Source organism: Humibacter ginsengiterrae, assembly GCF_054780115.1.
This window is the reverse complement of the sequence record NZ_BAAGWY010000001.1, coordinates 24893-42973: the sequence shown is the minus strand read 5'-3', so window position 1 is coordinate 42973 and position 18081 is coordinate 24893. Positions and strand designations below refer to the sequence as shown.

At 69.6% G+C, this 18081-nt stretch carries 15 protein-coding genes; all 15 read left to right on the top strand.

Annotation, left to right across the window (positions count from 1 at the left end; translation table 11 throughout):
* The first annotated feature begins 104 nt into the window (after positions 1–104).
* The 15 genes from pyrR (at position 105) to rpe (ending at position 18060) form a co-directional block, all read left to right on the top strand.
* On the top strand, positions 105–698 hold the full coding sequence (gene pyrR / locus ACYVII_RS00190; protein ID WP_460529194.1) for a bifunctional pyr operon transcriptional regulator/uracil phosphoribosyltransferase PyrR: 594 nt from the start codon (positions 105–107) through the stop codon (positions 696–698).
* Entirely contained in the window at positions 698–1648 is a 951-nt protein-coding gene (locus tag ACYVII_RS00185) for an aspartate/ornithine carbamoyltransferase family protein (protein ID WP_460529191.1), read from the top strand. The genes pyrR and ACYVII_RS00185 overlap by 1 nt, the downstream gene beginning before the upstream one ends.
* Positions 1648–3012: a dihydroorotase gene (locus ACYVII_RS00180; protein WP_460529188.1), complete on the top strand. Its 1365-nt coding sequence runs from the start codon at positions 1648–1650 to the stop codon at positions 3010–3012. The genes ACYVII_RS00185 and ACYVII_RS00180 overlap by 1 nt, the downstream gene beginning before the upstream one ends.
* Positions 3005–3592 carry a PH-like domain-containing protein gene (locus ACYVII_RS00175; protein WP_460529185.1) on the top strand — a complete coding sequence of 196 codons (588 nt, stop codon included), beginning with the start codon at positions 3005–3007 and terminating at the stop codon, positions 3590–3592. The genes ACYVII_RS00180 and ACYVII_RS00175 overlap by 8 nt, the downstream gene beginning before the upstream one ends.
* 1 nt (position 3593) lies before the next feature.
* Positions 3594–4844, top strand: coding sequence for a carbamoyl-phosphate synthase small subunit (carA, locus tag ACYVII_RS00170; protein WP_460529182.1), 1251 nt, complete (start codon positions 3594–3596; stop codon positions 4842–4844).
* A gap of 3 nt (positions 4845–4847) precedes the next feature.
* Positions 4848–8135 carry a carbamoyl phosphate synthase large subunit gene (carB, locus tag ACYVII_RS00165; protein ID WP_460529179.1) on the top strand — a complete coding sequence of 1096 codons (3288 nt, stop codon included), beginning with the start codon at positions 4848–4850 and terminating at the stop codon, positions 8133–8135.
* A complete protein-coding gene (gene pyrF, locus ACYVII_RS00160; RefSeq protein ID WP_460529176.1) occupies positions 8132–8965 on the top strand; it encodes a beta/alpha barrel domain-containing protein in 834 nt (277 codons plus the stop codon). The genes carB and pyrF overlap by 4 nt, the downstream gene beginning before the upstream one ends.
* Positions 8966–8988: 23 nt before the next feature.
* Positions 8989–9945 (top strand): guanylate kinase, encoded by a 957-nt coding sequence (gmk, locus tag ACYVII_RS00155; protein ID WP_460529173.1) that lies wholly within the window; start codon positions 8989–8991, stop codon positions 9943–9945.
* Between the two features lie 100 nt (positions 9946–10045).
* A complete protein-coding gene (rpoZ, locus tag ACYVII_RS00150; RefSeq protein ID WP_460529170.1) occupies positions 10046–10303 on the top strand; it encodes a DNA-directed RNA polymerase subunit omega in 258 nt (85 codons plus the stop codon).
* Positions 10304–10363: 60 nt separating this feature from the next.
* Complete coding sequence (coaBC, locus tag ACYVII_RS00145) at positions 10364–11602, top strand: bifunctional phosphopantothenoylcysteine decarboxylase/phosphopantothenate--cysteine ligase CoaBC (protein WP_460530474.1); 1239 nt, start codon at positions 10364–10366, stop codon at positions 11600–11602.
* A 98-nt stretch (positions 11603–11700) separates the two neighbouring features.
* Positions 11701–12894 (top strand): methionine adenosyltransferase, encoded by a 1194-nt coding sequence (metK, locus tag ACYVII_RS00140; protein ID WP_460529167.1) that lies wholly within the window; start codon positions 11701–11703, stop codon positions 12892–12894.
* Positions 12895–12902: 8 nt separating this feature from the next.
* Positions 12903–14900: a primosomal protein N' family DNA-binding protein gene (locus tag ACYVII_RS00135; RefSeq protein WP_460529164.1), complete on the top strand. Its 1998-nt coding sequence runs from the start codon at positions 12903–12905 to the stop codon at positions 14898–14900.
* Positions 14901–15029: 129 nt separating this feature from the next.
* The gene (locus ACYVII_RS00130; RefSeq protein ID WP_460529161.1) at positions 15030–15977 is read left to right on the top strand and encodes a methionyl-tRNA formyltransferase; all 948 of its coding nucleotides are present in this window, start codon (positions 15030–15032) and stop codon (positions 15975–15977) included.
* Complete coding sequence (locus ACYVII_RS00125) at positions 15974–17401, top strand: RsmB/NOP family class I SAM-dependent RNA methyltransferase (protein ID WP_460529158.1); 1428 nt, start codon at positions 15974–15976, stop codon at positions 17399–17401. Before ACYVII_RS00130 ends, ACYVII_RS00125 begins: the two co-directional genes overlap by 4 nt.
* Positions 17402–17403: 2 nt before the next feature.
* Entirely contained in the window at positions 17404–18060 is a 657-nt protein-coding gene (gene rpe, locus ACYVII_RS00120; RefSeq protein WP_460529155.1) for a ribulose-phosphate 3-epimerase, read from the top strand.
* The last annotated feature ends 21 nt before the right edge of the window (positions 18061–18081 follow it).

Sequence of the window (18081 nt, the reverse complement as noted above, 5' to 3'; positions counted from 1 at the left end):
GGCCAACGGGCAGGGGTGCGCGATGACCGGCCCGCAGCCCTGATAGGCTTGTGCGAGTTTGGCAACCTTTAAGGCCGTCCTGTGAGGCGGGGAAGGGGGTCGGCATGACGGCACGCACCGTGCTGCAACAGGCTGACATCGCCCGGGCGTTGACTCGGATCGCACACGAGATCCTGGAGTCCAACCGGGGATCCGCCGATCTCGTGCTTCTCGGCATCCCGACGCGCGGAGTCGCGCTCGCCGAGCGCATCGGCGCCGCGATCGCCCGGATTGAAGACCGCGCGGCTCCTCCGGTGGGATCGCTCGACGTGACGATGTACCGGGACGACCTCGCGAAGCATCCGACCCGTGCTCCCTCGCCGACGAGCGTTCCGGTCTCGATCGACGGCAGGACCGTCGTGCTGATCGACGACGTGCTGTTCTCCGGACGCACGATCCGCGCGGCGCTCGACGCGCTGAGCGACCTCGGCCGGGCCCGCGCCGTGCGCCTGGCGGTGCTGGTCGACCGCGGACACCGCGAGTTCCCGATCAGGGCCGACTTCGTGGGCAAGAACCTTCCGAGCTCGACCCGGGAGCGTATCAACGTGCGCGTCACCGAGGTCGACGGCGAAGACGCCGTCACCATCGACTCGGACTCTGCACCGGATGCCGTCACGGAGGCTGCCAGAACCCGCGCGGGCGAGGAGGCTGAGCGCTGATGCGGCACCTGCTCTCCACACGCGACCTGGACCGCGACACGGCGGTCGGCATCCTGGACGTCGCCGAAGACATGGCGGACGTCTCCACCCGGGAGGTCAAGAAGCTCCCCACCCTGCGCGGCAAGACGGTCGTGAACCTGTTCTTCGAGGACTCGACGCGCACCCGCATCTCGTTCGAGGCCGCGGCCAAGCGTCTCTCGGCCGACGTCATCAACTTCAGTGCGAAGGGCTCGAGCGTGTCCAAGGGCGAGAGCCTGAAAGACACAGCGCAGACGCTCGCGGCCATCGGAGCGGACGCCGTCGTCGTGCGGCACTCCGCATCGGGCGCACCGCACACGCTGGCCTCCAGCGGCTGGATCGACGCGGGCATCCTCAACGCGGGCGACGGCACCCACGAGCATCCGACGCAGGCGTTGCTGGATGCCTTCACCATGCGCAAACGGCTGCACGGCGGCGCCAGCCGCGGCAAGGATCTCGCCGGGCTGCGGGTCGTGATCGTGGGGGACATCCTGCACTCTCGCGTCGCCCGTTCGAACGTGTGGCTGCTCGACACGCTCGGCGCCCACGTGACGCTCGTGGCGCCGCCCACGCTGCTGCCGGTGGACACGGCCCAGTGGCCGGCGGCGATCGGCTACGACCTCGACGCGGCGATCGCCGACGATCCCGACGTCGTGATGATGCTGCGCATCCAGGCCGAGCGGATGAACGCCGCGTTCTTCCCCAACACCCGCGAGTACTCGCGCACCTGGGGACTCGACGCCGAGCGTCTGGCCAGGTTGCCTCTCGGTACGATGGTGATGCATCCGGGCCCGATGATCAGGGGCCTGGAGATCTCTGCCGCAGCCGCCGATTCGCCGCGCTCGCTGGTGCGCGACCAGGTCGCGAGCGGCGTCTGGGTGCGCATGGCTGCGCTCTATCTGCTGCTGTCAGGCGATCGGGAGGTCGGTTAGTGTCACGGACACGGTTCTTCATCGAAGGCGCGACACTCGTCGACGGCTCGAGTGCGGACATCCTCGTCGCCGAAGGGGTGTTGACGGTCGGCACGGATGCCCGCGACGGCGCGACGGATGCCACGCGCATCGACGCCTCCGGTCTGATCGCGCTGCCCGGCTTGGTCGACCTTCACACGCACCTGCGCGAGCCCGGCTTCGAGCAGAGCGAGACGGTGCTCACCGGAACGCGCGCAGCGGCGGCGGGCGGCTACACCACGGTGTTCGCGATGGCGAACACGTCGCCGGTCGCCGACACCGCCGGCGTCGTCGAGCAGGAACTCTCCCTCGGGCAAGCCGCCGGCTACGCGACCGTGCAGCCGATCGGCGCGGTCACGGTCGGGCTGGCGGGGGAGCGCCTGGCAGAACTCGGCGCCATGGCGGCATCCCGGGCCCGGGTTCGCGTCTTCTCCGATGACGGCCTGTGCGTCGCCGACCCGCTGCTCATGCGCAGGGCGCTGGAGTACGTCAAGGCGTTCGACGGCGTCATCGCCCAGCACGCGCAGGAACCCCGGCTCACGATCGGGGCGCAGATGAACGAGGGCGCACTCTCCGGCGCGCTCGGCCTCGCGGGCTGGCCCGCGGTGGCCGAGGAGTCCATCATCGCGCGCGACGTGCTGCTGGCCGAGCACGTGGGCAGCCGGTTGCACGTGTGCCACGTGTCCACGGCGGGGTCCGTGGACATCATCCGCTGGGCGAAGGCGCGCGGCATCGAGGTGACCGCCGAGGCGACGCCGCACCACCTGCTGCTCACCGAAGACCTGGTGGCCGGATACGACGCCCGCTACAAGGTGAATCCGCCGCTTCGGCGCGACGAGGACGTGCTCGCGCTGCGCGAGGCCCTCGCCGACGGCACGATCGACATCGTGGCGACCGACCACGCCCCGCACCCCATCGAGGCGAAGGACTGCGAGTGGGATGCCGCCGCCAACGGCATGGTCGGCCTCGAGTCCGCGCTGAGCGTGGTTCACCAGGCGGTCGTGGCGACGGGGCTGCTGGACTGGGCCGATGTCGCCCGTGTAATGTCGCACACGCCCGCCCGGATCGGGCGCGTGGATCGCGGGATGCCCGTGGCCACCGGATTGCGCGCCGACCTCACGCTGTACGACCCGAGCTCGAGCAGCGTCTTCGGCCTGGACCGGCTCGCCGGAAAGGGCGTGAACTCTCCTTACCTCGGCCGTGAGCTGCCGGGACGGGTCGTCTGGACGTTCCACGACGGCACCGCAACAGTCCGCGACGGGGGCCTGATCGATGTGGACGAGGCGGAGCGGCTCGCGGCCGACGCGACGTTTGCGACGAACCGGGCGGAGGCGTCGCATGGATAAGCTCTGGCCAACCGCCCTCATCGCGATCGTCGTCGTGCTCATCTTCGTGGGCATGTGGATCGGCTGGCGGCGCCGCGCCCGGCGTGACTCGGCGATCGCGGTTCCCTCGGCCCTGGCCACGCCCGGCGAGATGCTCCTCACCATCAAGGCGCTGCACGTGGGAAGCACCCACAACGGCCGTCCGCTCGACCGCGTCGTCGTGCCAGGGCTCGCCTTCCGCGCGAACGCGACGGTCACGGTGTCGACCGGAGGCGTCGTGATCAGCGCACCGGGCGAGACCAGCGTGGCGATCCCCGCGGATGCGATCCTCGGCGCCGGCACCGCCACCTGGACGATCGACCGCACCGTGGAGCAGGACGGGCTCGTGCTCCTCGCGTGGAGCAGCGAAGGCAAGAGCGCGGAAACGGATGCCGGCGGCACCGTCATCGACACCTACCTGCGCACCGCGGACGCGACGGAGCAGGAACGGCTCATCGCGGGCATCCGCTCGCTCCGCTCGCACCAGAACAGCACACCCGGCGCCGACGACGTCGCCGCACAGGAGACCAGCGCAGACACGACCCCCGGAAACGAGGCCTGACATGTCAGACGAACAGTTCACTCCGAACGCACCACGCGTAGAGCCGGCTGCACCCTCGGACGGCGCCGTCGCCGCGCGTCGCGAGCCGGCCGTGCTCGTGCTCGAGGACGGCACCCGATACGAGGGCCGCGGGTACGGTGCGCTCGGCCGAACGCTCGGGGAGGCCGTCTTCGCTACGGGCATGACCGGTTACCAGGAGACGCTGACCGACCCGTCGTACGCGGGCCAGATCGTGCTCATGACGGCGCCACACGTCGGCAACACCGGTATGAACGACGACGACATGGAGTCGAAGCGCATCTGGGTCGCCGGGTTCGCCGTGCGCGAGCCGGCTCGCATCGTCTCGAACTTCCGGTCGAAGCGAAGCCTCGACGACGACCTCACCGGGAATGGCGTCGTCGGCATCAGCGGCATCGACACGCGAGCCGTCACCAGGCACCTGCGCTCGGCGGGCGCCATGCGCGCCGGCATCTTCTCCGGGGCGGATGCCGCGCTCAGTGCCCCCGAGCAGCTCGACCTGGTGCGCGGCGGCGCCGACATGCGCGGGCTGAACCTCTCCTCGATCGTCTCGACGCCTGAGCAGTACACGATTCCGGCGCAGGGGGAGCGGATCGGGTCCGTCGCCGTGCTCGACCTCGGGGTCAAGACCAGCACGCTGAACTACCTCGCAGAGCGAGGATTCGACGTGATCGTGCTTCCCGAGACCGCGACCGCGGACGACATCATGGCGCTTCACCCGAGCGCGCTGTTCTACTCGAACGGACCGGGCGACCCTGCGGCATCCGACCAGCACGTGGAGCTCTTGCGCACAGTCCTGCGCAACGACGTTCCCTACTTCGGCATCTGCTTCGGCAACCAACTGCTCGGCAGGGCGCTCGGATACGGCACATACAAGCTGCCGTTCGGGCACCGCGGCATCAACCAGCCGGTGCTCGACCGCGCCACGGGACGAGTGGAGATCACGGCCCACAACCACGGATTCGCCGTCGACGCGCCACTGGACGAGGTAAGCGAGTCGGCCGCCGGATTCGGCCGGGTCGAGGTGAGCCACTACGACCTCAACGACAACGTCGTCGAGGGTTTGAACTGCCTGGACATCCCGGCGTTCAGCGTGCAGTACCACCCCGAGTCGGCGGCCGGCCCGCACGACGCGAACTACCTGTTCGACCGGTTCAGGGACATGGTCGTGGCGCGACGCGAAGGCGCAGAGAACGACGGTGACGAGGATATGAACGAAAGCGGAGAAGCCTGAGCCATGCCCAAGAGAGAAGACATCTCCAGCGTTCTCGTGATCGGGTCCGGCCCGATCGTGATCGGCCAGGCCTGCGAGTTCGACTACTCGGGCACGCAGGCGTGCCGGGTGCTGCGCGAGGAGGGCGTGCGCGTCATCCTGGTCAACTCCAACCCGGCGACGATCATGACCGACCCGGACTTCGCCGACGCCACCTACATCGAGCCGATCACCCCCGACGTGATCGAGACGATCATCGCGAAGGAGCAGCCTGACGCCATCCTTCCGACCCTCGGCGGCCAGACGGCGCTCAATGCCGCGATGGCGCTGTTCAAGGCCGGCACGCTCGACAAATACAGCGTCGAGCTGATCGGCGCTAACGTGGACGCCATCGAGAAGGGCGAGAACCGGCAGGTCTTCAAAGAGCTGGTGATCGAGTGCGGAGCGGATGTCGCGGCATCCCGCATCTGCCACACCATGGACGAGGTGCTCGCGGGCGCCGAGGAACTCGGCTACCCGCTCGTGGTGCGACCCAGCTTCACGATGGGCGGGCTCGGCTCCGGGTTCGCATACAACGAGGACGGCCTGCGCCGCATCGCGGGAGCCGGCCTGCACGACTCGCCGACTCACGAGGTGCTCCTGGAGGAGTCGATCCTCGGCTGGAAGGAATACGAGCTCGAGCTCATGCGCGACACGGCCGACAACACGGTCGTGGTCTGCTCGATCGAGAACGTCGACCCGGTCGGCGTGCACACCGGCGACTCCATCACGGTCGCTCCTGCGCTCACGCTCACCGACCGCGAATACCAGCGCCTGCGCGACATCGGCATCGACATCATCCGGGCCGTGGGCGTCGACACCGGCGGCTGCAACATCCAGTTCGCGGTGAATCCGGAGAACGGGCGCGTGATCGTCATCGAGATGAACCCGCGTGTCTCGCGTTCGAGTGCCCTCGCGTCGAAGGCGACCGGCTTCCCGATCGCGAAGATCGCGGCGAAACTCGCCATCGGCTACCGGCTCGACGAGATCCCGAACGACATCACGAAGGTCACCCCGGCGAGCTTCGAACCGACTCTGGACTACGTGGTCGTGAAGGTTCCGCGGTTCGCGTTCGAGAAGTTCCCGGCAGCCGACCCCACGCTGACGACGACCATGAAATCCGTCGGCGAGGCGATGGCCATCGGCCGCAGCTTCACGAGCGCACTGCAGAAGGCGCTGCGGTCGCTGGAGAAGAACGGCTCGTCGTTCCACTGGGGCGATGAGCACAGGAGCGTCGACGAACTCCTCGTGACGGCCTCGACCCCCACGGACGGCCGCATCGTCACCGTGCAGCAGGCGCTGCGCAAGGGTGCGAGCATCGACGACGTCTATCGCGCGACGGGCATCGACCCGTGGTTCCTCGACCAGATCGTGCTCGTCAACGAGGTCGCCGACCAGATCGCGGGTGCCGGCATGCTCGACACGGAGACCATGCTGCTGGCCAAGGACCACGGCTTCTCGGATGCCCAGATCGGGCAGCTGCGAGGCTTCGGCGAAGCCGAGGTGCGCGAGGTGCGGCACATCCTCGGCGTGCGCCCGGTGTACAAGACGGTCGATACGTGTGCGGGCGAATTTCCGGCACTCACGCCGTACCACTACTCGAGCTACGACAGCGAGACCGAGGTGGAGCCGAGCGACAAGCGCAAGGTGGTCATCCTCGGCTCCGGTCCGAACCGGATCGGGCAGGGCGTCGAGTTCGACTACTCCTGCGTGCACGCCTCGTTCGCCCTGCACGACGCCGGGTTCGAGACGATCATGATCAACTGCAACCCCGAGACCGTCTCCACCGACTACGACACGAGCGACCGGCTCTACTTCGAGCCGCTCACCCTCGAGGACGTGCTCGAGGTCATCCACGCGGAGTCGCAGTCGGGCGAGCTCGTCGGCGTCGTCGTGCAGCTGGGCGGCCAGACCGCGCTGGGCCTCGCGAAGGGCCTGGAGGCGGCGGGCGTGACGATCCTCGGCACGTCGCCGAGCGCGATCGACCTCGCGGAGGAGCGCGGACTGTTCGCGGAGATCCTGGAGAACGCCGGCCTTCTCGCTCCGCGAAACGGCACGGCGTACGACGTCGCAGGCGCGCAAGCGGTCGCTGCGGAGATCGGGTTCCCGGTGCTGGTGCGCCCCAGCTACGTGCTCGGCGGTCGCGGCATGGAGATCGTGTACGACTCGCCGTCGCTCGAGGACTACTTCGAGCGCGTCGCCGACCAGGCGATCATCGGGCCAGGGCATCCGCTGCTGGTGGACCGGTTCCTCGACGACGCCACCGAGATCGACGTTGACGCGCTGTACGACGGAACCGAGCTCTACATCGGCGGCGTCATGGAGCACATCGAGGAGGCGGGCATCCACTCCGGCGACTCCAGCTGCACGTTGCCGCCGGTCACGCTCGGCCGTGCCGAGATCGACCGGGTGCGCGAGGCGACGCTGAAGATCGCGCAGGGCATCGGCGTGCAAGGACTGCTGAACGTGCAGTTCGCCATCGCCGCCGGCGTGCTGTACGTGCTGGAGGCCAACCCGCGTGCCAGTCGCACGGTGCCGTTCGTGTCTAAGGCGCTGGGCATCCCCCTTGCCAAAGCAGCGAGCCGCATCATGGTCGGCGAGTCGATCGCCGGGCTGAAGGATGCCGGCCTGCTACCCGCGCAGGACGGCTCGGTGGTACCTCTCGACGCGCCGATCTCGGTGAAGGAGGCCGTGCTGCCGTTCAAGCGCTTCCGCACCCGCGACGGCCAGATGGTCGACTCCGTGCTCGGCCCTGAGATGCGCTCGACCGGTGAGGTGATGGGCATCGACCGTGACTTCCCGCGCGCGTTCGCGAAGAGCCAGACGGCGGCGTACGGCGGGATGCCGTTGAGCGGCACGGTCTTCGTCTCGGTCAGCGATCGCGACAAGCGGTCCATCGTGCTGCCCGCGCTGCGTCTGGCGCAGCAGGGCTACAGGCTGGTGGCGACGGAGGGGACGGCGGAGGTGCTGGCGCGCAACGGCATCGAGGCCTCGACGGTGCGCAAGTTCAGCGACGAACCATCCGGCGACGAGCCGAGCATCGTCGACCTGATCAATCGCAGCGAGATCGACGTGGTCGTCAACACGCCGAGCGGTCGCTCGGCGCGCGCCGACGGGTACGAGATCCGTGCGGCCGCGGTCGCCGCCGACATCGCACTGTTCACCACGATCGCCGAGCTGAGCGCGGCCGTCGCCTCCATCGACGCGATCCGCGAGGGCTTCGACGTGAGATCGCTGCAGCAGTACGCGATCGACAGGGCGGAGCGCGCGTGACCGGTTTCGGCGAACGCGTCCGGGCTGTGCTCGGCGAACGCGGTCCGCTCTGTGTCGGCATCGATCCGCATCCTGCTCTGCTCACGGGGTGGGGTCTGGATGTCTCTGCCGCCGGCGCGCGCGAGTTCGGGTTGCGCGTGGTCGAGGCAGCCATCGGCTCTGCCGGGATCGTGAAGCCGCAGGTGTCGTTCTTCGAGCGCTACGGGTCAGCCGGGTTCGCCGCGCTGGAAGAGGTTGTGCGTGCCGGCAGGTCCGCGGGTCTCGTCGTGATCGCCGACGCCAAACGCGGCGACATCGGCACGACCATGGACGCGTATGCCGACGCCTGGCTGCGTCCCGGGTCACCACTGGAGGCGGACGCCATGACCGTGAACCCGTTCCTCGGTACTGGCGCTCTGGATCACGCCTTCGAGCTCGCGGAGGCCCACGAGAAGGGCGTCTTCGTGCTCGCGGCGACAAGCAATCCGGACGCGTTCGCCGCGCAGCGTGCACGTCTCGACGACGGTGACACGGTCTCGGCCCGCATCGTCGCCGAGGTGTCCTCACGCAACGCCGAGCACACGCCGACGGGGGAGTGGGCCTGCCTCGGGTTCGTCGTCGGCGGAACCGTAAACTGGGCAGATGCCGGCCTCGCAGCGTTCTCGCCCCCCGCTCCGATTCTTGGCCCCGGATTCGGGCACCAGGGTGCCGATATCGCCGACCTCGCCCGCTTCGGGGCGGCAGCCGAGTGGGTCATCGCGAGCGAGAGCCGTAGCATCCTGTCGGCGGGTCCCGATAGCCTCGCCAACGCGATCGCCTCGCGTGCGAACGAATACCTCAGTGCCCGCTGACCAACACCACCCTTACTGACGACATGCCCGACTCAGCACTCCGCTCTCCCCGCATCCGACCGCCAGAGGTCGACCGCGTCGCCGCGTCGCGCGCCGCGGTGGCCGCCCGCCGCGCCCGGGCCGCCGTCAAATCGGATCTTTCGAAGGGCGTGCGGTCGCCCGTCGAGGTGCTCGAGAAGGCGACCGCGAACCCCGGCGGCCCGGAAGGCACGCTGCGCATCACCGACTTCCTGATGAGCCTGAAGGCCATCGGCGCGACGAAGACCGCAGACATTCTGTCGCGCCTAGAGATCGCCCCCGTCAAGCGGCTCGGAGGGCTCGGCAAGCACCAGCGCACCCGCCTGCGCGAGTTCCTCATCGAGCGCTTCGAGCGGCCGACGGCCGGTCACCGTGCCCGGCTCACGGTGCTCGCCGGACCCACCGCCGTCGGCAAGGGCACCGTGGCGAGGCACATCAGAGAGAACTACCCGCAGGTGGTGCTGTCGGTCTCGGCGACCACGAGGCGTCCACGTCCAGGAGAGATCGACGGCGTCGACTACTACTTCGTCGACGACGCCGAGTTCGACCGCATGATCGCGGACCACGAACTGCTCGAGTGGGCGAAGGTTCACAACAGCCACCGCTACGGCACGCCGCGTGCGCCGATCGAGCGCGCTCTGGCCGAGGGTCGCAGCGTGCTGCTGGAGATCGATCTTCAGGGCGCGCGGCAGGTGCGGGCGGCGATGCCGGATGCCGTGCTCGTCTTCCTCGCGCCACCGAGCTGGGACGAGCTGGTGCGCCGCCTCATCGGCCGCGGCACCGAATCGCAAGAGGAGCAGCACCGCAGACTGGCCACCGCGAAGGTCGAGCTCGCGTCGCAGGACGAGTTCGACGCGCAGGTGGTGAACAGCACCGTGGCCGACGCCGCGCTTCAGGTCGTAGACTTGATGAAGGTGCGCGCGCGCCGACCGCGTCGCGCCGCAACGTCATCCGGTCGCTGAACGTCGAGGTCAGCCCGCCTCCGCAGCAGACCCAGAGTCTCGTCCCGGCAGTGGTAAGGCGGAACAGGCACGACCAGCGGCCGTAATCGAAGGAGCATTCATGTCAACAGCAGCCAAGGGCATCATCGACCCGCCGATCGACGAGCTGCTTTCGCGCGTCGAGTCCAAGTACGCGCTGGTGATCTTCGCGTCCAAGCGAGCGCGTCAGATCAACGACTACTACGCCGACCTGCACGAGGGCAGCCTGTTCGACAACGTCGGACCGCTCGTGGACTCCACGATCGACGACAAGCCGCTGTCGGTCGCCCTGCACGAGATCAACGAGGACAAGCTCGTCAGCCGTCCCGTCGACGAGTGATCGCCTGCGAGTGACGACAGTCGAGTGAGCTCGAGCGAGAGTGCCGCCGTGAGCACGCCGTTGACGATCGTCGTCGGTGTGACCGGCGGCATCGCCGCATACAAGGCGGTGTCGGTCATCCGCTCGTTCGTGCTCCTCGGGCACGACGTGCACGTGATCGCCACCGACGCCGCTCTGCGCTTCGTCGGCGCTCCCACCTTCGAGGCGATCAGCCGCAACCCACTGAACACCGACCTCTACGAGGGGGTCTCGGAGGTGCGGCACGTCGGGATCGGCAAGCGCGCCGACCTCGTCGTGATCGCGCCGGCCACTGCCAACACCATCGCGAAGCTTGCGAATGGTCTGGCGGACGACCTGCTGACGAACACCGTGCTCGCGACGGAAGCGCCCGTGCTCATCGCGCCTGCGATGCACACGGAGATGTGGCGGCATCCGGCCACTCAGGCCAACGTGCAGACCCTGCGCCTGCGCGGCGTCGCCGTCGTGGGTCCAGGCGTCGGGCAGCTCACTGGATCGGACTCCGGTCCCGGGCGCATGGAGGAGCCGGACGCGATCGTGGCGGCCGCCATGGCGCTCGCTGTGCGACAGCAGGGGCGGCGCGACCGTGCGGCATCCGCACAGGACGCCGCACGCGGCCGCCGGGACATGGCGGGTCACCGCATCGTGATCACCGCAGGAGGCACCAGGGAGCCCCTCGACCCTGTGCGATTCCTCGGCAACCGATCCAGCGGCAAGCAGGGTGTCGCGCTCGCCGTGGCGGCGCGCGACAGGGGAGCGGACGTCGTGCTGGTCGCGGCGCACCTGGACGTGCCTGCTCCCGAGGGGGTGGAGACGCGCACCGTGTCGACGGCTCTCGAGTTGCAGCGCGCTGTGACGGACGCCGCGGCCGACGCCGATCTCGTGGTGATGGCCGCCGCCGTCGCCGACTTCCGGCCGGAGGCCACCAGCGAGGCGAAGATCAAGAAGGAGAACGTCGGCGACGGGCTCGAGCTCTCGCTCGTCGCGAACCCCGACATCCTCGCCGAGCTCTCCGCGCAGAAGCAGCCCGACCAGGTCGTGGTGGGGTTCGCCGCAGAGACCGAGCGCGATCCGCAAGCGTTGATCGAGCTCGGCAGACGCAAACTGCAGCGCAAGGGTTGCGACTTCCTGGTCATCAACAACGTGGGCTGGCACACCGGGTTCTCCACCGACCACAACGAGGTCGTCGTCCTCGATTCCGGCGGCGATATAGTGATGGAGGCCTCCGGCACCAAGGCGTCGGTGGCCGACCGTATTCTCGACGTCATCACCTCCGCCTGACCCGCGACCAGAACGTGGATGGGGCGAGGGGCGCCGTTCCCGAGCGCGTCGCGACCAGCGAGGCGCGAGAAGCGCCCTGAGGATCAGCTGGAGCACTCATGACATCTCTGCGTCTCTTCACCTCCGAATCGGTGACCGAGGGCCACCCCGACAAGATCTGCGACCAGGTCTCCGACGGCATCCTGGATGCCCTCCTCTCCGTCGACCCGTATAGTCGCGTCGCCGTGGAGACGCTGGTGACCACCGGCTTGGTGCACGTCGCCGGGGAGGTCAGCACGAGTGGCTACGTCGAGATCCCGGCCATCGTGCGCGACATCATCACCTCGATCGGCTACACGTCGTCAGACGTCTGGTTCGATGGACGGTCGTGCGGCGTCTCGATCTCTATCGGAGGCCAGTCGCCCGACATCGCGCAGGGAGTCGACGACGCCTACGAGTCGCGCGAGGAGGCATCCGTCGACCTGCTCGACCGGCAGGGCGCGGGCGACCAGGGCATCATGTTCGGGTACGCGACGACCGAGACGGCGGAGCTCATGCCCGTGCCGATCTGGATCGCGCACCGTCTCGCGGAGCGGCTCGCCGAGGTGCGCAAGGCTGATGAGCTCGACTTCCTGCGACCCGACGGCAAGACCCAGGTGACTATCGGCTACGACGGCATCGTGCCGCGCACCATCGACACCGTGGTGCTCTCCACGCAGCACTCGCCCGCCGTCTCGACGGAGCGGCTGCGGGCAGAGGTGGCCGAGCACGTCATCCGTCCCGTGCTCGACAGGGTGGACCTCGACTCGCGCGACGTGAAGCTGCTGATCAACCCGACCGGCAGGTTCGAGATCGGCGGCCCGCAAGGCGACGCCGGACTCACCGGCCGCAAGATCATCATCGACACGTACGGCGGCGCGTCCCGGCACGGCGGTGGGGCGTTCAGCGGCAAGGATCCGTCGAAGGTCGACCGCTCCGGCGCGTACGCGATGCGCTGGGTGGCGAAGAACGCCGTCGCCGCCGGGCTTGCCGACCGGCTGGAGGTGCAGGTTGCCTACGCGATCGGCACCGCGTCGCCTGTAGGCCTCTATGTCGAGACGTTCGGCACGGGGCACCTCCCCGACGACCGCATTACGGCCGCCATCCGCGAGGTGTTCGACCTGCGACCGGCGGCGATCATCCGTGACCTCGAGCTTCTGCGGCCCATCTATGCGAAGACCGCCACGTACGGGCACTTCGGCCGCGAGCTGCCCGACTTCACCTGGGAGCGACTCGACCGCGTCGACGATCTGCGGTCGGCCGCCGGAATCTAGGAGCTGCGATGCCGGCAGCCCGTGTGGCGCGGGTGATCGTCGACACGCCTCTGCCTCAGCTCGACCGGCTGTTCGACTACTCGATCCCGGAGCGGTTGCGCGGTGAGGCCGTGCCCGGCGTGCGGGTGACCGTGCCGTTGCGCTCTGCCGGCCGGCTCGCTGACGGCTACCTCGTCGAGGTGACGGATCACGCCGATTTCGAGGGGGAGCTGAGCGAGCTGGACTCCGTCGTCTCCGCCGCCAGAGTGCTCACGCCGGAGGTGGCGCGACTGGCTCGTCGCGTCGCGGATCGCTCCGCAGGCAGCGCCAGCGACGTGCTGCGGCTGGCCATCCCTCCGCGTATGGTGCGGGTGGAGAAGACGTGGCTGGCGAGCGAGCATCCTGCCGCTCCTGCCTCGGTCCAGGGACCGGAGCGTCCCGTTCGCGGTTACGGCTCACAGCTCGGCCGGGCCGTGGACGACGGCGCGCGTCTGGCGGTGGATGCCGTGCCGCGACTGGCGCGCACGGCTGACGGCGAGTGGGTGGGCGGCTGGGCGGTGACGCTGGCGGAGCTGGCGGCCCGGTGTCTGGCATCCGGTCGAAGCGCCATCCTCGCGGTGCCCGACTACCGCGACCTCGACCAGCTCCAGGCAGCCCTGGCCGGCCTCGTCGAGCCGGGGGCCGTGACGCGGCTCGACGCCGCGCAACCGAATCAGGACCGGTACCGAGCGTTCCTGCGCTGCCTGGAATCACGCCCGGTCGTCGTGATCGGGAACCGCTCCGCCGTGTACGCACCCGCGCATCGCCTCGGACTGATCGCGTTATGGGACGATTCCGACCCGTTGCACGCCGAGCCGCTCGCGCCGTATGCGCACGCCAGGGATGTCGCGCTCGTGCGGGCCGAGGAGGAAGGATGCGGCCTCGCGTTCGTCGCACACACCCGGAGCCTCGAGGTGCAACGGCTCGTCGAGCTCGGCTGGCTGACCGCCCATTCACCGGAACCACGAGTGGCTCCGCGCATCGTGGTGACTGCCGCGCAGTCCGGCGACGCCGCGCCGTCCCGGGTGCCCGACGGCGCCTGGCGTGCGGCCGCCGAGGGGCTGAAGGAGGGGCCGGTGCTCGTGCAGGTCGCCCGACCCGGTTACGCTCCGGTGCTGGCGTGCGCGCAGTGCCGAGAGGCAGCGCGGTGCCGGCGGTGCGGCGGTCCCTTGGGACTCGATCGCGCCGGTGCGGCCCCATCGTGCCGCTGGTGCGGCGCCATCGCGACCGGATGGACGTGCTCGCACTGCGGCGGCACCCGGGTGCGGCTCGTGACTCGCGGCAGCTCGCGCACGGCCGAGGAGCTGGGCCGCGCGTTCCCCGGCACCCGCGTCGTCGTCTCCGACGGCGGGCGCCGGGTGACGGCCGTCGACGAGCGGCCCGCGCTGGTGGTCGCTACCCGGGGCGCCGAACCCGTCGCACCGGGCGGATACCGTGCTGTGCTCTTGCTGGACGGGGAACGGATGCTCGCACGCGAGTCCCTCAACGTCGCGGAGGACTGCCTGCGCTGGTGGTCGAATGCGGCCTCGTTCGCCGCTCCCGGTGCTCCTGTCGTGCTCGTCGGAGTCGCCGGCCCGCTCGCTCAGGCGCTGGCGACCTGGCGTCAGCCGGCGTACGCGTCCGAGCAGCTCGCCGACCGGCGCGCACTGCGATTCCCGCCGGCCGTGCGGATGGCCACCGTGACCGGAACGGCCAAGTCGGTAGGCGAGGCTATCGCCGCCCTCCGGCCGGGCACCTTCATCGACGTTCTCGGGCCCACTCCTGATAGGCAGGGCGAAAACGTGGCGGCGGCCCGAACGGCTCGCACGCATCCGGATGCCGTTCGCGCGATCGTCCGCTTCGACTACGCCCACGGAGCGGAGGTCGCCGCCGCCCTGCGGTCAGCGGTCGTGCGCGCCGCTGCGAAGGGCCGAAGACCCCGCGGCGACCGCGGCTACCGGCCGCCGCCTACACTCAGAGTCAGGCTCGACGACCCCGAACTCACATAGAGACGATTGAGGTGAGAGCCGCGCGAGTTCACTCGCGCGGCCGAACCGATTGAGTCTCTGAGCCGCGGAGCCGCGAAAGAACGACGACTTCCCAGAGCTGCCAGCCCACCGTTAAGGAGCGCCCATCCGATGAGGATCGTGTTCGCCGGAACTCCGTCCGCCGCGGTTCCCACGCTGCAGATGCTGGCCGGCGGTCCGCACGACGTGGCCCTGGTCGTCACCCGGCCGGACGCCCCGCTCGGTCGTAAGCGCGTGCTCACGCCCTCCCCGGTCGCACGGGCCGCCGGCGCACTCGGGCTCCCGGCGCTGAAGACGGCGCGGCTCGACGACGAGGCGACCGAGCGCATTCTGCAGACAGGTGCGGAGCTCGGCGTGGTCGTCGCCTACGGCGGTCTCGTGCGCGAACCGCTGCTCTCCGCGCCCGCGCACGGCTGGATCAACCTGCACTTCTCGCTGCTTCCCAGATGGCGAGGTGCTGCTCCGGTGCAACGCGCGCTGATCGCCGGAGACGAGACCATCGGCGCGGCCGTGTTCCGGCTGGTTCCCGAGCTGGACGCCGGAGACGTCTATGACGCCCTGGAACGCCCGATCGGTGCGGACGAGACTGCAGGCGACCTTCTCGAATCGATCGCGGTCGACGGTGCCGGACTGGTCGCCCGCGTCGTGGACGGGATCGCCGACGGCGCCGCTGCCGCGACTCCGCAGGTGGGGGAGACCACCCTCGCCCCCAAGCTCACGCTCGACGACGCACGACTCGACCTCACTCGCGACGCCCGCGAGGTGTATGCCCGCCTGCGAGGCGTCACACCGGAGCCGGGTGCGTTCTTCACGATCGGCGGCACGAGGGTGAAGGTGCTGGCGGCGGCACGGTCCGCATCGGAGCCGCTACCCGCCGGTACGCTTCGGTTGCACGGCAGCCGTGCGTACCTCGGCACGGGCACGTCTCCGCTCGAGCTCCTGACCGTTCAGCCGGCGGGCAAGCGCGCCATGGCCGCTGCGGACTGGCTCCGGGGCCTCCCGCAAGACGCGAGCGCTGACGTGGCGTGCGCTCCCTGCGACGCGGGGGCGACATCGTGAGCGACCGCCCGGCCAGGCACGCATCGGGCCGCACCAGTGCCTCCGGCCGCACAACTGCTCCGGCTCGCACGGCGGCTTCGGCACGCTCCATCGCGTTCGACGTGCTCAGAGCCGTCGCCGAGTCGGATGCCTACGCCAACCTGCTGCTGCCGGTGCGCCTCGAACGTGCCCGCCTTCCGCACTCCGACGCGGCGCTCGCCACCGAGCTGACGTATGGCACCTTGCGCATGCTCGGCTACTACGACCGGGTCATCGAGCTCGCCGCCGGCCGCGCAACCGACCGCATCGACGAACCCGTGCTCGACGCGCTCCGCCTGGGCTGCCATCAGCTGCTCACGTTGCGCACGCCGAGCCACGCCGCCGTGAACGAGACCGTCGAGCTCGTGCGCACGGCAGCGTCCCGCTCCGCGGTGGGCTTCGCGAACGGCGTGCTTCGTGCGATCGCACGCGTGAAGCCGGATGTCTGGCAGCAGCGCGTGGCCGACCGTGCCCGAACGGAAGACGATCGCCTGTCTTCACTCGAGTCGCATCCGGCGTGGATCGTGCGCGCCTTCCGCCATGCGCTTGCCGCCGAGCACCGGGAAGCGGAGCTCGAGGAGCTGCTGAAGGCCGACAACGAGGCACCGCGGGTGAACCTGGCGGCGCTGCCGGGACTCGCCCAGCGCCCGGAGGATTCCGACCTCGACCGCTATTCACCGATCGGCTTCGTGTGGAAGGGCGGAGACCCGGCAGCAATCGTCTCGGCGACGGACGGCGCGATCCGAGTACAGGACGAGGGTTCTCAGCTCGCGGCGCAGTTGTTCCTCCGTGCCCGCGACGTCGCCCGCGGCGAGCGCTGGCTCGATCTCTGCGCCGGACCCGGCGGCAAGGCGGCGATCCTCGCGGCGGCGGCGAAGGCATCCGGTTCATGGCTCGTGGCGAACGAGCTCGTGCCGGCCCGCCTCGAACTGGTGCGACGCGCGGTCGCTCCGGTCGCATCCGTGGTGGAGTTCACCGAGCGCGACGGGACGACGATCGGAAGCCACGAACCGGAACGGTACGACCGTGTGCTGCTGGACGCCCCGTGCACCGGCCTGGGCGCGCTGCGGCGGCGGCCTGAGGCACGATGGCGCAAGACACCGGGCGACGTTCCCGAGCTCACCAGGCTGCAGGCGGCGCTCATCGACTCGGCGGTGAAGGCACTGCGGCCCGGCGGACTGCTCTGCTACGTCACGTGCTCGCCGCACCTCGCGGAGACGCGCGTGCAGGTCAGCGACGCGTTGAAGCGGCATCCGGGGGAGCTGCGGGAGTTGCCCACCCAGGATGTCGTGCAGGGCCTCGCCGTGAGTCCGCTCGAACTCGCCGGCGACCCGGCGCAGGTACAGCTGTGGCCGCACCGGCACGGAACGGATGCCATGTTCATCGCACTCCTGGAGAAGCAATAGCCATGCCCCGTATCAACCCCAGCATCCTCGCCGCCGACTTCGTGAACATGCAGCACGAGCTCGATCGGATCGCCTCGGCCGACCTGGTGCACGTGGACGTGATGGACAACCACTTCGTGCCCAACCTCACGTTCGGGCCGCAGATGGTGGGGCGCATTCAAGACGTCTCGCCCGTACCGCTCGACGTGCACCTGATGATCACCGACCCGGAGCGCTGGGCGCCGGGCTACGCGGAGCTGGGCGCCTACTCGGTCACGTTCCACGCCGAAGCGGCCTCCGAGCCGGTCGCGCTCGCCCGTCGGCTGCGTGACATCGGGGCACGGGCGGGCATCGCCCTCAAGCCGGGTACCGAGCCGGATGCCTACCTCGGCCTGCTCGAGGAGTTCGACCAGGTGCTCGTGATGACCGTCGAGCCCGGATTCGGCGGCCAGAGCTTCATGCCAGAGACGTTGCCGAAGCTGCGAAGGCTGCGGGATGCCGCGACGGCGCGGGGTCTGGATGTCTGGCTGCAGGTCGACGGCGGCATCACCGAGGAGACGATCGTCACAGCCGCGGAGGCGGGCGCCGACACGTTCGTCGCGGGCTCGAGCGTGTTCCGTGCCGACGATCCTGCCGCCCAGATCGACCTGCTGCGGGAGCGTGCGTCTCTCGCGCACTGATCGCGCCACTATCGCGGCTAA

Coding starts and splice junctions, on each gene's coding strand:
- pyrR (WP_460529194.1), top strand. CDS start 105: ATGACGGCACGCACCGTGCTGCAACAGGCTGACATCGCCCGGGCGTTG.
- ACYVII_RS00185 (WP_460529191.1), top strand. CDS start 698: ATGCGGCACCTGCTCTCCACACGCGACCTGGACCGCGACACGGCGGTC.
- ACYVII_RS00175 (WP_460529185.1), top strand. CDS start 3,005: ATGGATAAGCTCTGGCCAACCGCCCTCATCGCGATCGTCGTCGTGCTC.
- carA (WP_460529182.1), top strand. CDS start 3,594: ATGTCAGACGAACAGTTCACTCCGAACGCACCACGCGTAGAGCCGGCT.
- carB (WP_460529179.1), top strand. CDS start 4,848: ATGCCCAAGAGAGAAGACATCTCCAGCGTTCTCGTGATCGGGTCCGGC.
- gmk (WP_460529173.1), top strand. CDS start 8,989: ATGCCCGACTCAGCACTCCGCTCTCCCCGCATCCGACCGCCAGAGGTC.
- rpoZ (WP_460529170.1), top strand. CDS start 10,046: ATGTCAACAGCAGCCAAGGGCATCATCGACCCGCCGATCGACGAGCTG.
- metK (WP_460529167.1), top strand. CDS start 11,701: ATGACATCTCTGCGTCTCTTCACCTCCGAATCGGTGACCGAGGGCCAC.
- ACYVII_RS00135 (WP_460529164.1), top strand. CDS start 12,903: ATGCCGGCAGCCCGTGTGGCGCGGGTGATCGTCGACACGCCTCTGCCT.
- ACYVII_RS00130 (WP_460529161.1), top strand. CDS start 15,030: ATGAGGATCGTGTTCGCCGGAACTCCGTCCGCCGCGGTTCCCACGCTG.
- rpe (WP_460529155.1), top strand. CDS start 17,404: ATGCCCCGTATCAACCCCAGCATCCTCGCCGCCGACTTCGTGAACATG.